Source organism: Phytopseudomonas flavescens, assembly GCF_900100535.1.
GTDB lineage: Bacteria > Pseudomonadota > Gammaproteobacteria > Pseudomonadales > Pseudomonadaceae > Aquipseudomonas > Aquipseudomonas flavescens.
In genome coordinates, this window is the sequence record NZ_FNDG01000024.1 from 52,549 (window position 1) to 65,986 (window position 13,438).

A 13,438-nucleotide genomic window follows, 5' to 3' on the forward strand; every position below is an offset into this window, starting at 1 on the left:
GAGGGCCGTATGCTGGTTGGTGTGATCATCTGTCGTGTCGGCGTCGTTTCGCGGGTCTTCTCTGAAGACAGGCGGTGCATACGTTGTTGGGCTGGGCGTTTGCTCCCCTGGGCGCTTCGGTGCCTGGTGGAGCAACGGCTGGTTTTCCGCTAGACCCATAACCCGCTTCGGCGGGTTTTTTATTGCCAGGAGAAAGGCATGGCAAGCAACTCGCTCGGAGCCCTGAAACTCGACTTGGTCGTGCGGATCGGCGGATTCACGGCGCCGCTCGACCAGGCCGAGCGGCATGCACAAAAGAGTGCCAAGAGTATTTCGGACGCGGCCAAGTCTGCGTCCCAAGCCTGGTCAGGACTGTCTGGTGTGCTCACCAAGCCGTTCGTGGGTGTGTCCATAGGGGACATTTTCAGCAAGTTCGTGGCCGAGACCAGAGCCGCCGAGGCCGAGCAGGCCCAACTGGCGGCCGTGCTTCGCTCGACGGGGGAAGCGGCGGGCTTCACCCGCGCCGAGCTCAACGATATGGCTGCGGTCATGGAAGGACGCAGCATTTTCTCCACGGGTGACATCAACACCGCACAGACCGCATTGCTGGCGTTCACTGATGTCGCCGGCGACCAGTTCAGCACGGCCATGCAGAGTGCCATGGACATGGCGGCGCGAACGGGAATGACGGTGGCCCAGGCGGCCGAGACCATCGGACAGGCGTTGCGTGCGCCGTCGCAAGGGCTTGGCGAGCTGAGCAAGCAAGGCCTGCAAGTTACCGATGAACAACAGGCGCTGGCCAGGCAGTTCAAAACCACTGGCAAGATGGCCGATGCGCAAGGCATCATCCTGGACGCGCTGAGTGAGTCATACGGTGGTGCGGCACAGGCGGCACGCGACACCTTCAGTGGCGCCCTGACCGCTCTGCAGAACACAGTCGACGGCCTGCTGACTGGGCAGGACGGTAGCCTTGAGGCTGCACGCCTGAGTATCGAGGCGCTCAACGCGGCGCTGACTGACCCCGCGACCAAGGCGGGCGTGGTGGCACTCACCGATGCCATGGCCGGCGTGGCTTCCAAGGTCATCGAGTCCATCCCGTTCATCATCGATGCCGGTGACGGTGCGGTTCGCGTATTCGATGTGCTCGGCAACACGCTGGTCGGCATGTATGCCACGGCAGCGGCAAAAATACAGAGTCTGGCTGCCGATTCAGCCACCGCGCTGTCGTACCTCCCTGACTTCGCGGGGGGAGCCGAATTCGCGCAGCGAGCCGCGCAATACCGGGCCGATGCGAAGCTCAACCTAGAGGTTGCCGCGCAGGCGGCGGCAGCCATTCGCGAGAACCTCGAGAGGCCGCTCAAAGGCTCGGCCATAGCCGACCTGGTGAAGCAGGCCGAGCAAGCGAAGCATGTGCTACGTGAGGCTGCCGTGCCTGATCGGCCCAAGGCCTCGGCGGCAGCGGCCAGCGCTCTCCCTGCGGTGGCCGACAAGCCGCTGCGGGCATTGCCACGCAAGAGCGACGCGGCCGCGCAGGTGGCTACGGCGCACGGGGTGCAGACGCAAACGGATCTACCCACCTCAACTCGCCCGCTTTCTCAAGAGGATGTGCTGACCGACCAGATGCGTGAGCGCCTGGCGGTGATGGAGGCCATCAAGGGGTTGAGCGATGGCGAGCATGACGAGCATGACGAGAGGGCGGCACGGATCGTCGACCATGCTACTGCACAGACGCCCCATTACCAGGGGGCGGACGCGTTGCTTGGTGATGCTTGGGGAACGCTTCAGGAAATCGACGAAGCGCAGTCTGAACTGCAAGCGTGGTACGACGAACAGTTGCAGATGCTGGAGACCTTTCGGGCCGAAAGGGCAGACCTGTCTGCGATTTGGGATGCGGAGGAGCTATCGCTCAAACAGCAGCACGAGGATGAACTCGCTCGGATTGAACAAGCTCGCCAACTGGCTTCCCTGGATTCTGCCGAATCGCTTTTCGGCAGTCTGTCTGATATAGCACGGAACTTCGGCGGCGAGCAGTCTGGTATCTACAAGGCCATGTTTGCCGCGCAGAAAGCAATGTCTATCGCACAATCGATGATAGCCATCAAAACCGGGATCGCGTTGGCTGCAGCTAACACATTTCCCGCTAACTTGGTGGCGATGGCAATGGTGGCTTCGGCCACGGCGAACATCGTCTCGGACATTTCGAGCATCAGCCTCGTAGGCATGGCCCACTCCGGTATCGACTCTGTGCCGGCGGATGGCACCTGGCTGCTGCAGCAGGGCGAGCGCGTCACCACCGCCAACACCAGCGCCAAGCTCGACGCGACCCTGGACGACGTTCGCCGCAACCAGTCGCCCGGCATGGGTGGCAGGGTTGAACAGACATTCAACGTCAACGGCAACCCCGACCAGCGCACCATCGAACTGATGAAGCAAGCAACGGCCGAGGGGGCGGCGCTGGCCTATCGGCAGGTTTCCAATGACTTGGCGGCGGGCAGGGGCACCGTTTCTCGGAGCCTCCAATCGGGCTACGCCGTGGGCAGGAGAAAGTCGTAATGGCCGATTTACCGCAATATCCGCACCACCTGTTGCCCATGCCGCAGCAGGAAGGTTATGCGTTTACGCCTGTCAGCCCGCTGCTGCGCACATCGATGCAGTCTGGCCGGGCGAGGCAGCGGCGCAACTATCGTTCCACGCCCACAGAGGTGCCGATCACGTGGCTGTTTGTCAGTGACGCTCAGGCTCAGCTGTTCGAGGCGTGGTTTCAGGATGCGCTCGCCGACGGGGCCCTCTGGTTCGAGATGCAGCTCAAGACCCCGGCGGGCATCCAGTCTTATCGCTGCCGCTTCATCGAGATATACGACGGACCGGCACTGATTGGTGGTCGCTATTGGCGATTCACCTCGACCCTCGAGCTGCGCGAGCGTCCAGTCATCCAGGGCGGCTGGGGACTCGACTATCCCGAGGCGCTTCGCTACATGAATTTCATCGATCTGACCATCAACCGTGAGTGGCCGCAGTCGTCTTATCAGGTGCACATGGCCGTCTTCGACTATTCACAAAACCAGGAGTGGCCCGACGCATGACCATTCTCAATCGGTTCTACGTAAGCGGCGGCCGTGACGTCGAGCTGCTGACCCTGCAGATCGACATCGCGGGCGATGCGACCCGGGCGATCGAGGCGCAGCGATACTTCTTCGTCAAGGACTTCGAGGATGCCGAGGCGCGCCTGGAGACCGGCGAGACCGTCACGTTCCAGGCCTTTGCCATGGACGTGGCCATTCCGCCTCGCAACCTGGACGGTACCCAGGATCTGAAATTCGCCCTGTGCAACATAGACGGCACCGCTAGCAACGCACTTCAGCACGCGCTGGTTGCCCGGCTCAAGACCTCTGTCGTCCTGCGCACCTATCTCTGGCCAGACATGGCGGCGCCATCGCAGCGTCCCTTTCGCTTCGACGTGAAGAGCGGGCAGTGGACGCCGACCCAGGTGGACGTCACGGCTGGCCACCGGAATCTGCTGGACACCGGCTGGCCGCGCGTTCTTTACACCCTCGAGAAGTTCCCAGGACTCAGGTGCATCGCATGATCGATACCAGTAAATACCTCGATGCCCGCTGGCTCGAGGGCGGCCGGGTGTGGCCGTTCGTTGACTGCTACGGAATCATCCTGGAAATCCGCCACGACCTGGGCCTGGACGAATGGCCCGCGTGGGATGGGATCACCAAGCAGGAGGATGGGCTGCACCGTCACGGCACGTGCTTTGTCGCGCAGCGTGAGCGCTGCGAGCCGGAGGCGGGCGCTGTCGCCTGCTGTTACACCGGCAGCCTGATGACGCACGTCGCCGTGGTGGTTGGGGCTCCGGACGGGCTGCGCGTTGCCGAGTGCAACCCGGGCCGGGGTTTTTCATGCACGCCGCTATTGCGGTTCAAGCGGCGCTGGCTGCGCGTGGAGTTCTATCGATGATTCGCATCTATCCATCGCGTCATGCCATCAACCTGTACCCGAGCGAAGAGGGTGCGGCCATCGAGCGTCATGATCTGGCCGAAGCCTGCACGATCGCCGAATGGATGCAACGCAACGTCGAAGCGTTCGAAACGCTTGACGTGCCGCCGATCAGCTTCGATGTCGACGGTGAGCAGGTGCCGCCCTCGGCCTGGGCCGAGTTCGTGCTACAGGCGGAGGCTGATGTGCGCATTTACCCGGTGCCTTTCGGCGAAGGTGTGGTCGCTGTGTTGGCCTGGGCTGCGGCAGCCATTGCCGCCGTAACACTTGTGTACGCGCTCACGCTGAACACCGATATGCCGGACAGCAGCACTAGCACGGGGGACAAGCTCGACCTGAATCCGGCCAAGGCCAACAGCGTCAAGCTCTATCAGGTGATCCGCGAGGTGCTCGGCACCGATCGCATTTTCCCGGACTACGTCGTGCAACCCATCAGTCGGTTCGTTAGCGGCCGAGACGTGCGCACCAGCCTGTTCCTGTCGGTCGGTGTCGGCCAGTTCAGCATCCCGCCGAGCCGCATCAGGATCGGTGAGACGCCCATCGCCGCGTTCGGCGATAAGGTGAGCTACACGATTTACGCTCCAGGCGAGTACGTCGGTGGTGATTCGCGCAGCGAGAACTGGTATTCGGTGGCTGAAGTCGGCGGGTCCAAGGCCGCGACTGCGGGGCTGGACCTGGACTCGCCGAGCGAAACCACGTCGCCCCTTGCCGATGCCGTGGTGCTTGCCGGATCCAGCATCACGCTGATCGGCGACTCGCCGTCTCTGCCTGACAGTTGGGGCGCCGGCACCGTCATCAACCTGGTGGTGCCCGACTCGTTCACGGTAACCAGCAGCACTACGCACAGCGTGATCGCCGGGCCGCTGGGTGAGCTCGCGCCGTTCGCGGGTATGCAGGTTTCACTGTCGGCCGCCACCGAGGATCTGGATCTGGTCGTCGCCAGCTTCACCGCCTACGCGCCGCCCGTTCCGGGTACCGGTGGCAGCCCTTCGAGCGTAACGGCAAGCGCTGCGCCGACGACCTATGATTTCTCGTCGTCGGGCGTCGTATGGTCGCTGACCTATGGTGGCAACACGCGATCCGTCTCCCTGACGGCCGACTACCTGAACATGAGCGGCGTGGTCTCGGCGATCACCTCACAACTGTCGGGCATGGGCCTGGTGGCGCAGGATGAATCGGGGCGCCTGAAAATCCTGGAACCAAGCAGTCCCTTCCGAGGCGGTGAAATCAGCCAGAGCAATTCACCAGTAGCCGTATTCGGCATCGGCCCCGTGTTCGTCACTGGCTCGGCATCCACTGGCGGCGCGCCTGAGCAACTGGCGAAAATCACCTTGCGCTACGACGACGGTCAGCCGTTCGCCGGCCTGCCGAATGGCACCCAGCGGCTGGCGATCGGGCATCGCCAGAACCGCTACCGTATCATCGACGTGACCGGGCTCACCATTGCCGTGCAGCGCCTCAATGCTGCGGGAATCGTGGATACCGGCTGGCCTGGCTTCACCGATCGCACATTGCTGGATTTCGAGCTGAGCGCCACGACTCACGCGGGCGAAAACTGGATCGGTCCGTTCATGGGCTGTCCCGAGGGTGAGTTGATCGACCGCCTCGAGTGGGACATCTTTTTTCCGAGTGGGCTCATGCACACTGACAAGAAAGGGCGCTCCCGGCCCTATTACTCCCAGGTGATCGTCGAATGGGCGGATGTGAAAACGGGGGAATGGAATCGTATCGTCACCAATTACGAGGAAATGACGAAGGACGGCTTCGGCCGTACCCATGGTATCGATTTCGCCACGCCGCTGCGCCCGCTGGTGCGGGTACGACGCGGTACCAACCCCGGCTGGTCGAACAGTGTAGACACCACCCAGTGGTACGCCTTGCGCGGCCGGTTGCTCGATCGCCCGACGCGCTATGACGATGTGACGATCATCGCGCTCACGGTTCGCACCGGCTCGCGCCTTTCGGCGCAGTCGGATCGGCAAGTCAGCCTCGTGGGTACGCGCCTCTATGGGCGGGGTGAGAACCGCTCGATCTCTGCTGCTGCCGCGTACGTGTGTACCAGCCTGGGCATGCCATTGGCGGACCTCGACAGTGAACAACTGCAGCAGCTCGACGCGGAATATTGGGCGCCCAGGGGCGAAACCTTTGACCATACCTTCGAAGAGGCCATCACCGCGCAGGAAGCGCTGCAGAAAATCTTCGCCGCCGGCATGAGCCACCTGGTGATTGAGGACAGCATGATCTCGGCGGCCAGGGAGGGCGTGCAGCCCGCCCAGGGCATGCTCACGCCGCACGACCAGACAGCCGAGCTGGTGTCCACGTTCGTGGCGCCCAGCGAGGATGACTACACCGGAGTCGATGTCAGGTACATCAACCCACTGACATTTTCGGAGGAAATCGTCGAGTGCCGGCTGGACAGCGTCGACCCGTTGAAAATCGAGACCTACACCCTCGACGGTGTGCACGATCGCACGCGCGCCTGGCGTATCGGTATGCGGCGCTTGCTGAAATATCTGTATCAGCGCATCACCCATCAGACGGAAACCGAGATGGATGCACTGGCCTACCGCGTGATCGACCACCTGATCTTCGCGGATGACATTCCCGGCAATCAAACGATCAGCAGTGTGATCGAGCAGATCGCCATCGACGGCGACAGGGTATTGATCACCACCAGTGAGCGGTTGGACTGGGCATTCAGCGGTCCGAGTTGTGTGATTCGCTGGCAGGATGGATCGGTAACGCCACTACTCAGCGCCGGTCGTGTCGGCAGCGATGTGCTGTCGGTCGGCCTGCAATACGTCGGCGATCAGCTCGATGGCATCGATTGGGAGATGGAGCCACCCAGACTGCTGTTCTGCTCCTCGAACAGCGTCGGCTATCCCGCGATGATCGACAGCATCGAGCCCGACAGCAACGGCCGCTGCAAGGTGACGGCCAAGCAATACGACCCGATCTTCTACAGCCACGACAACGCCTCGCCGGCGTAACCCCTGTTAATCACCTCAACGACACGACCCGCTACCCGGGGTCGTGGGATTTTTCACATCTGGAGAAAATACATTATGGCTTTCAATACCCTCAATCCAATCGACAGCAGCGATCCGCGTGATCTTTTCGATAACGCCGCCATCTTCGACCAGTACATCAATGCCTCCACACCTTTCGTTCCCGACAGGTTCAAGGTCAATCGGTTGACCCTGGGCGGAATGCGCTACAACTTCGAGCAGTCACAATCCGGGCGGACAGTTGCCTTTCAGCAGTTCCTGCGGGACAGCGCTTTCGAGGTTCCGGTCGCTTATGCCGCGGGGCTGACGCTCGAGCGCGCGTCTCAGACCTTCGTTCGCGATGGCGTCCAGTACCGGATTGCCGACCCTGCGGATCTCGCCTACACGCTGACCGGAAACTGGCCGGGCGAGTCAGGCAGGTTCGTATCGATGTCATCGGACATGCTCAGCGATGCTGAGCGCACGCGTCTTCGCAGCCTTTCGGTTTGTGTCGACAGCTACATAACCGAGGGCATGATCGATCACGCTCCGGCATTCCAGGCTGCGATTGATACTGGCGCTCCGCTTGTCGTTTGCAGTGGCCTTCGATCCTATGACATCGCGACCACCGTTAACCTGCGTAGCAACCAGGCCATCGATCTGTGCGGTTCTGTGATCAACGTCACCGCCTCGACCATGCTGGATGCGGCATTTTTTGGCTTGGCGATCGTCAATCAGAAAATGCGCGGCGGTACGATCAACTGCAACGGCATGGCGAAATCCGGTGTGCGTGCGCATTCCGGCGATACAGGCTGTGATGCGCTTTCCTACACCTGGCTCAGGATCACGGGAACAGCCAACGATCCCACCTTGCAGTATGGCGGGATTGAAGTAGCGTCGCGTGACGGCTTGGCCGGCGCTCGCAACGCCAACGTGATGATCGCGTTCTGTGAATTCGTCGATGTCGGTACCCATGGTTCGTTGGTGTACGTCACTGACAGCGGTTCGTTCGTGAACAACATGGTGGACGGGTCTCCTAACCACGGTATGGAGTTCGTGGCCTGTAACGACTGTATCCAGACGGCAAACCGAATCTTCAACTGCACCCTGTCTGCGCTGGGTGTCGGCGCTGGAACGATCGGCTTCGTCATGTCCGGCAACTTCGCCAGGAACTGTGGCGGTGACGGTACCTTCACTGTCGAGCATAACAGTATCGATGGTGTGGTGAGCTGTAACGTTGGCCTGGACTGCAACACTTCCGGCATCAACATCTCCCACGGAGAGTCTGGTGCATCAACTCGGCTGCGTAACATTTCAGCGATCGGCAACGTGCTTCGCCAGAAGTCCGGGATCAGCAATTACATCGGCATCAACGCCTACGCTTCTACCGGCATTCACATGGGGTCTGCGGTGTTCATCCAGGGCAATACGGTGGATGGATTTACTCGCCCCATCGAGTATCGATACTTCGAGGACGGGCTGGTCAGTGAAAACATCATTGATGGCAGCACCGTCAATTTTGCAGTTCTTCTGGCCCACTGCACCAGGGTCAAGGTGAAGGGCAACATCTGCTCCGCGGACACGCTGGATCACAGCTTCCAGGCGCTGAATTACGGGGCGCTGATCTGCGATCTGATCGATTTCGATGACAACAGCACGATTGCATCGGGCACTGCCGCGAAGTCCCTGATCTATATCGAGGGGGCCGGGACGCACAGAGCAAGCGCCAACCGTACCGGTGGCTCTCTGCATTTCGTTGAGTGTTTGAACACGGCGACTGTATACACCGGGGACAACTGGGGGGCTCTGGCCGGAACGCCCTATGAGGGCGGAACCACGCTCGCCACCCTCAGCGGCCGCACATCGCTGACGGTCGGCACCGCAGGTCCCGCGGCTGCTTTGCCGGCAAACCCAGAAGGCTACCTGACCATCTTCAATCCGCAGGTCGGTCAGGTCAAAGTCCCCTACTACAAGACCGGCAGCCAATAATCATCAGCCCGCCTCGAGCGGGCTTTTTCATGCCTGGAGAATCCCATGACCCTCTCAGAACTCAGGGAACGGGCCATCGCGCCCGCTCTCGCGCTTCTGCCTGCGCGCCTGTCCGGCGCCATGGCGGAGGTGATGCTGCTGTCGATCACCCAGCAAGAAGACCCGGAGCAGCGCCGGCGGCAATGGCCGGCCGGCCCGGCCCGGGGCCTGTGGCAGTTCGAGCAGGCTGGCGGCGTGCGCGGTGTGTTGAATCACGTATCGAGCCGCAAGCACGCCCTGGCCGTCTGCATTGCCCGCAGCGTTACGCCGGAGCCGGCGACGGCCTGGGCCGCGCTCGAGCATGATGACGTATTGGCCGCAGTCTTCGCCCGCCTGCTGTTGTGGACGGATCCCAGGCCGCTGCCCTGTGCAAACGATCCTGTCGGTGCTTGGGACCTGTATGAGCGTACCTGGCGACCGGGCAAGCCGCACCCGCAGCGCTGGCGGGCAAGGTTTGCCGCTGCCGTGCGAGAGGTGGCGTGAGCTCGCTATCACTGACATGAAAAGACCCGATGGCGCAGGTATTTCCTGCGCCATCGGGTCTTTTTGCGTCTGTGTGAGGAGCCTCGGTGATCAATGTGGCGAGGTCATCGCCAGTCAATACTGCGAACCATCGATTCACTGCATCCTTGATGAGGCGCTCTCCCAGTTGCGCGCCAACTGCCTGCTGGGCTACTGTGCGGGCAGATGAATGCGAGACCTTCCCCGTGAATGCCAGCAGCACCCTTCTGATGCGAGTCATCAAGGCCCACGCCCGTTGGCGTTGGCGCGCCTGATCTTTTTCTCCGGCCATGCCGGATGATTCTCTCTGCCTTGCTCCAGCCCCAGACCGTCTTTGTCCCCAGCATGAAATAATGCGGGTACCAATGAGGGCGTTGGAAACAGGGCGATTGGCTGAAGAGCAGTAAAATCAAAGGGTTAAATCCACCATGCTGCTGATGATCGACAACTACGATTCCTTTACCTACAACGTGGTGCAGTACCTGGGCGAGCTGGGTGCCGATGTCCATGTCATTCGTAATGACGAGCTGAGCATCGCCGAGATCGAGGCGCTGCAGCCTGAACGCATCGTCGTCTCCCCGGGCCCTTGCACGCCCACCGAAGCCGGGGTGTCCATCGAGGTGATCGCGCATTTTGCCGGCAAGCTGCCGATTCTCGGCGTCTGCCTGGGGCACCAGAGCATCGGCCAGGCATACGGCGGCGATGTGGTGCGCGCCCGTCAGGTGATGCATGGCAAGACCAGCCCGGTCTTCCATGAGGACAAGGGCGTGTTCGCCGGCCTCAACAATCCGCTCACCGTGACCCGTTATCACTCCCTGGTGGTCAAGCGGGACAGCCTGCCGAGCTGCCTGGAAATCACCGCCTGGACCGCCAGCGAAGACGGCTCCATCGACGAGATCATGGGGTTGCGGCACAAGACCCTCAACGTCGAGGGCGTGCAGTTTCACCCCGAGTCGATTCTTACCGAACAGGGCCACGAGCTGTTCGCCAACTTCCTCAAGCAGGCCGGAGGCGTGCGCGCATGAACATCAAGGATGCCCTCAACCGGATCGTCGCCCAGCTCGACCTGTCCACCGAGGAAATGCGCGCGGTGATGCGCGAGATCATGACCGGGCAGTGTACCGACGCGCAGATCGGCGCCTTCCTCATGGGTATGCGCATGAAGAGCGAGACCATCGACGAGATCGTCGGTGCCGCCAGCGTGATGCGTGAGCTGGCCTCGCCGGTGGAGATCGCCGCCGAACGGCTGGTCGACACCTGCGGCACCGGTGGCGACGGCATGAACATTTTCAATGTTTCCACCGCCGCGGCCTTCGTCGTCGCGGCGGCGGGTGGCAAGGTGGCCAAGCACGGTAACCGTGCGGTATCGGGCAAGAGTGGCAGTGCCGATCTGCTCGAAGCCGCCGGCATCTACCTGGGGCTTACACCGGTCCAGGTGGCGCGCTGCGTCGAGACGGTCGGTGTCGGCTTCATGTTCGCGCCGTCCCATCACGGTGCCATGAAGCACGCCATCGGCCCACGGCGTGAGCTTGGCCTGCGTACCCTGTTCAACATGCTTGGCCCGATGACCAACCCGGCTGGCGCGAGGCACCAGGTGATCGGTGTATTCAGCCAGGCGCTGTGCCGGCCGATGGCCGAAGTGCTGCAGCGTCTGGGCAGCGAGCACGTGCTGGTGGTGCATGCGCAGGATGGTCTCGACGAGATCAGCCTGGCCGCGCCGACCTTTGTCGCCGAACTGAAGAACGGCGTGGTGAGCGAATATCGTATCCAGCCCGAGGACTTCGGCATCAAGAGCCAGAGCCTGATAGGCCTGACCGTCGAGGATGCCGAGCAATCGTTGCAACTGATTCGCGATGCCCTGGGCCGTCGCAAGACCGAGGTTGGCCAGAAGGCCGCCGACATGATCGTGCTCAACGCGGGTGCTGCATTGTATGCGGCTGATCATGCCGACAGCCTGGGTGACGGCATGAGCCTGGCCCATGACGCGCTGCACACCGGTCTGGCCCGAGAGAAAATGGAAGAGTTGGTGTCCTTTACTGCGGTATTCAAACAGGAGAATGAAGGGTGAGCATTCCCACCGTTCTGGAGAAGATCCTCGCCCGCAAAGCCGAGGAGGTCGCGGCGCGGCGCGCGGTCGTCAGCCTCGCCGAGGTCGAGCGCGAAGCGCGTGCGGCCGATGCGCCACGCGGCTTTGCCGCTGCGCTGATCGAGAAGGCGAAAAGCAAACAACCGGCGGTGATCGCGGAAATCAAGAAGGCATCGCCGAGCAAGGGTGTACTGCGCGAGCACTTCGTGCCGGCGGAAATCGCCCAGAGCTATCAGGAAGGGGGCGCGACCTGCCTGTCGATCCTCACCGATATCGACTTTTTCCAGGGGGCTGACCGCTACTTGCAGGAGGGGCGCAGTGCCTGCTCGCTGCCGGTGATCCGCAAGGATTTCATGATCGATCCGTACCAGATCGTCGAAGCGCGGGCGCTGGGCGCTGACTGTGTGCTGCTGATCGTTTCGGCGCTGTCCGATGCGCAGATGGGCGAATTGGCGGCAACGGCCAAGGCTTTCGATCTCGACGTGCTGGTGGAAGTGCATGACGGCGATGAGCTGGAGCGTGCCTTGAACGTGCTGGACACGCCGCTGGTCGGTGTCAACAACCGTAACCTGCATACGTTCGAGGTCAACCTGGAGACCACCCTCGACCTGTTGCCACGCATCCCCCGCGACCGTCTGGTGGTCACCGAAAGTGGCATCCTCAACCGAGCCGACGTGGAACTGATGGAAATCAGCGACGTGTATGCCTTTCTTGTCGGCGAGGCGTTCATGCGTGCGGACAATCCGGGAGCCGAACTGGAGCGGCTGTTCTTCCCCGAGCGCAAGCGACTGATCGTCAGCCCTGACGTTGACTGACCAATACGACAACGGCGCCCTCGGGCGCCGTTGTCGTATTCAGGGTCGGCTCAAAGCGACAGGCGCATCGACAGATCCACAGCCCTGACGTCCTTGGTCAGGGTGCCGATGGATACGTAATCCACGCCGGTCTCGGCAATGCTGCGCAAGGTGGTCTCGTTGACGCCGCCAGACGCTTCGAGCTTGGCGCGGCCGGCATTGATGGCCACGGCCCGGCGCATGTCATCGAGCGACAGTTCATCGAGCATGACGATGTCGGCGCCAGCCGCCAGGGCTTCTTCGAGTTCTTGCAGGCTTTCCACCTCCACTTCCACCGGTTTGCCCGGTGCCAGCTTTCTCGCCGTCTCTACTGCCGCGGCGATGCCTCCACAGGCGGCAATGTGGTTCTCCTTTATAAGAAAGGCGTCGAACAGGCCGATACGGTGGTTGTGGCAACCGCCCTGAGTGACGGCGTACTTCTGTGCCAGGCGCAGGCCGGGCAGGGTCTTGCGGGTATCGAGAAGCTTGACCTGGGTGCCTTGCACCAGATCGGCGTAGTGCCGGGAGCGGGTCGCCACGGCCGACAGGGTTTGCAGAAAATTCAGCGCACTGCGTTCGCCACTGAGCAAAGCGCGGGCAGGGCCTTCGAGGTGAAACAGGGCCTGGTCCGGCGTTACCTGTTGGCCATCCTGTACCTGCCAGTGCACCGCTACGCGTGGGTCGAGCTGGCGGAACACTTCGTCGACCCAGGCAGTGCCACAGATCACCGCAGCCTCCCGGGTAATCACCGTGGCATGGGCCAGGCGTGACTCCGGGATCAATTGAGCGGTGATGTCGCCACTGCCGATGTCCTCGCGCAGGCTGCGGCGGACATTGGCCTCGACTTCGGCGCGGAGTTCGGTGAGCAGTAGGTTCGGCATGGGGCCTCCGATTGGCTGAGGCGGCGATTATAGAGGCTGTTGCCGGCCGCGTTACGTTCATCGGCTGATAATGAACCCTGGCAGTAACACTCGGTCACATGCGCAGCTTCGTGAAAGACGCCACGGGTACCTGTGACGTAC

At 62.0% G+C, this 13,438-nt stretch carries 11 protein-coding genes; 10 read left to right on the forward strand and 1 reads right to left on the reverse strand.

Annotated features, from left to right (window positions below; translation table 11 throughout):
* Positions 1 to 198 precede the first annotated feature (198 nt).
* The 10 genes from BLR94_RS28075 (at position 199) to trpC (ending at position 12,398) form a co-directional block, all read left to right on the forward strand.
* A complete protein-coding gene (locus BLR94_RS28075; protein WP_084308328.1) occupies positions 199 to 2,532 on the forward strand; it encodes a phage tail length tape measure family protein in 2,334 nt (777 codons plus the stop codon).
* Positions 2,532 to 3,062 (forward strand): hypothetical protein, encoded by a 531-nt coding sequence (locus BLR94_RS23470; RefSeq protein WP_208601363.1) that lies wholly within the window; start codon positions 2,532 to 2,534, stop codon positions 3,060 to 3,062. Before BLR94_RS28075 ends, BLR94_RS23470 begins: the two co-directional genes overlap by 1 nt.
* Entirely contained in the window at positions 3,059 to 3,565 is a 507-nt protein-coding gene (locus BLR94_RS23475; RefSeq protein ID WP_084308329.1) for a DUF1833 family protein, read from the forward strand. Before BLR94_RS23470 ends, BLR94_RS23475 begins: the two co-directional genes overlap by 4 nt.
* Positions 3,562 to 3,942, forward strand: coding sequence for a nitrite transporter (locus BLR94_RS23480; protein ID WP_084308330.1), 381 nt, complete (start codon positions 3,562 to 3,564; stop codon positions 3,940 to 3,942). The genes BLR94_RS23475 and BLR94_RS23480 overlap by 4 nt, the downstream gene beginning before the upstream one ends.
* Positions 3,939 to 6,971, forward strand: a complete 3,033-nt coding sequence (locus BLR94_RS23485) for a host specificity factor TipJ family phage tail protein (RefSeq protein ID WP_084308331.1) — start codon at positions 3,939 to 3,941, stop codon at positions 6,969 to 6,971. Before BLR94_RS23480 ends, BLR94_RS23485 begins: the two co-directional genes overlap by 4 nt.
* Before the next feature lie 75 nt (positions 6,972 to 7,046).
* Positions 7,047 to 8,957, forward strand: coding sequence for a right-handed parallel beta-helix repeat-containing protein (locus tag BLR94_RS23490; protein WP_084308332.1), 1,911 nt, complete (start codon positions 7,047 to 7,049; stop codon positions 8,955 to 8,957).
* A 45-nt stretch (positions 8,958 to 9,002) separates the two neighbouring features.
* Positions 9,003 to 9,479 carry a hypothetical protein gene (locus BLR94_RS23495; RefSeq protein WP_084308333.1) on the forward strand — a complete coding sequence of 159 codons (477 nt, stop codon included), beginning with the start codon at positions 9,003 to 9,005 and terminating at the stop codon, positions 9,477 to 9,479.
* A 446-nt stretch (positions 9,480 to 9,925) separates the two neighbouring features.
* Positions 9,926 to 10,522 (forward strand): aminodeoxychorismate/anthranilate synthase component II, encoded by a 597-nt coding sequence (locus BLR94_RS23500; RefSeq protein WP_084308334.1) that lies wholly within the window; start codon positions 9,926 to 9,928, stop codon positions 10,520 to 10,522.
* Positions 10,519 to 11,565 carry an anthranilate phosphoribosyltransferase gene (gene trpD, locus BLR94_RS23505; RefSeq protein ID WP_084308335.1) on the forward strand — a complete coding sequence of 349 codons (1,047 nt, stop codon included), beginning with the start codon at positions 10,519 to 10,521 and terminating at the stop codon, positions 11,563 to 11,565. Before BLR94_RS23500 ends, trpD begins: the two co-directional genes overlap by 4 nt.
* The gene (trpC, locus tag BLR94_RS23510) at positions 11,562 to 12,398 is read left to right on the forward strand and encodes an indole-3-glycerol phosphate synthase TrpC (RefSeq protein ID WP_084308336.1); all 837 of its coding nucleotides are present in this window, start codon (positions 11,562 to 11,564) and stop codon (positions 12,396 to 12,398) included. Before trpD ends, trpC begins: the two co-directional genes overlap by 4 nt.
* 50 nt (positions 12,399 to 12,448) lie before the next feature.
* Here the strand turns inward: trpC and nadC are convergent, their stop codons facing one another.
* A complete protein-coding gene (gene nadC, locus BLR94_RS23515; protein WP_084308337.1) occupies positions 12,449 to 13,297 on the reverse strand; it encodes a carboxylating nicotinate-nucleotide diphosphorylase in 849 nt (282 codons plus the stop codon).
* Positions 13,298 to 13,438: the final 141 nt, after the last annotated feature.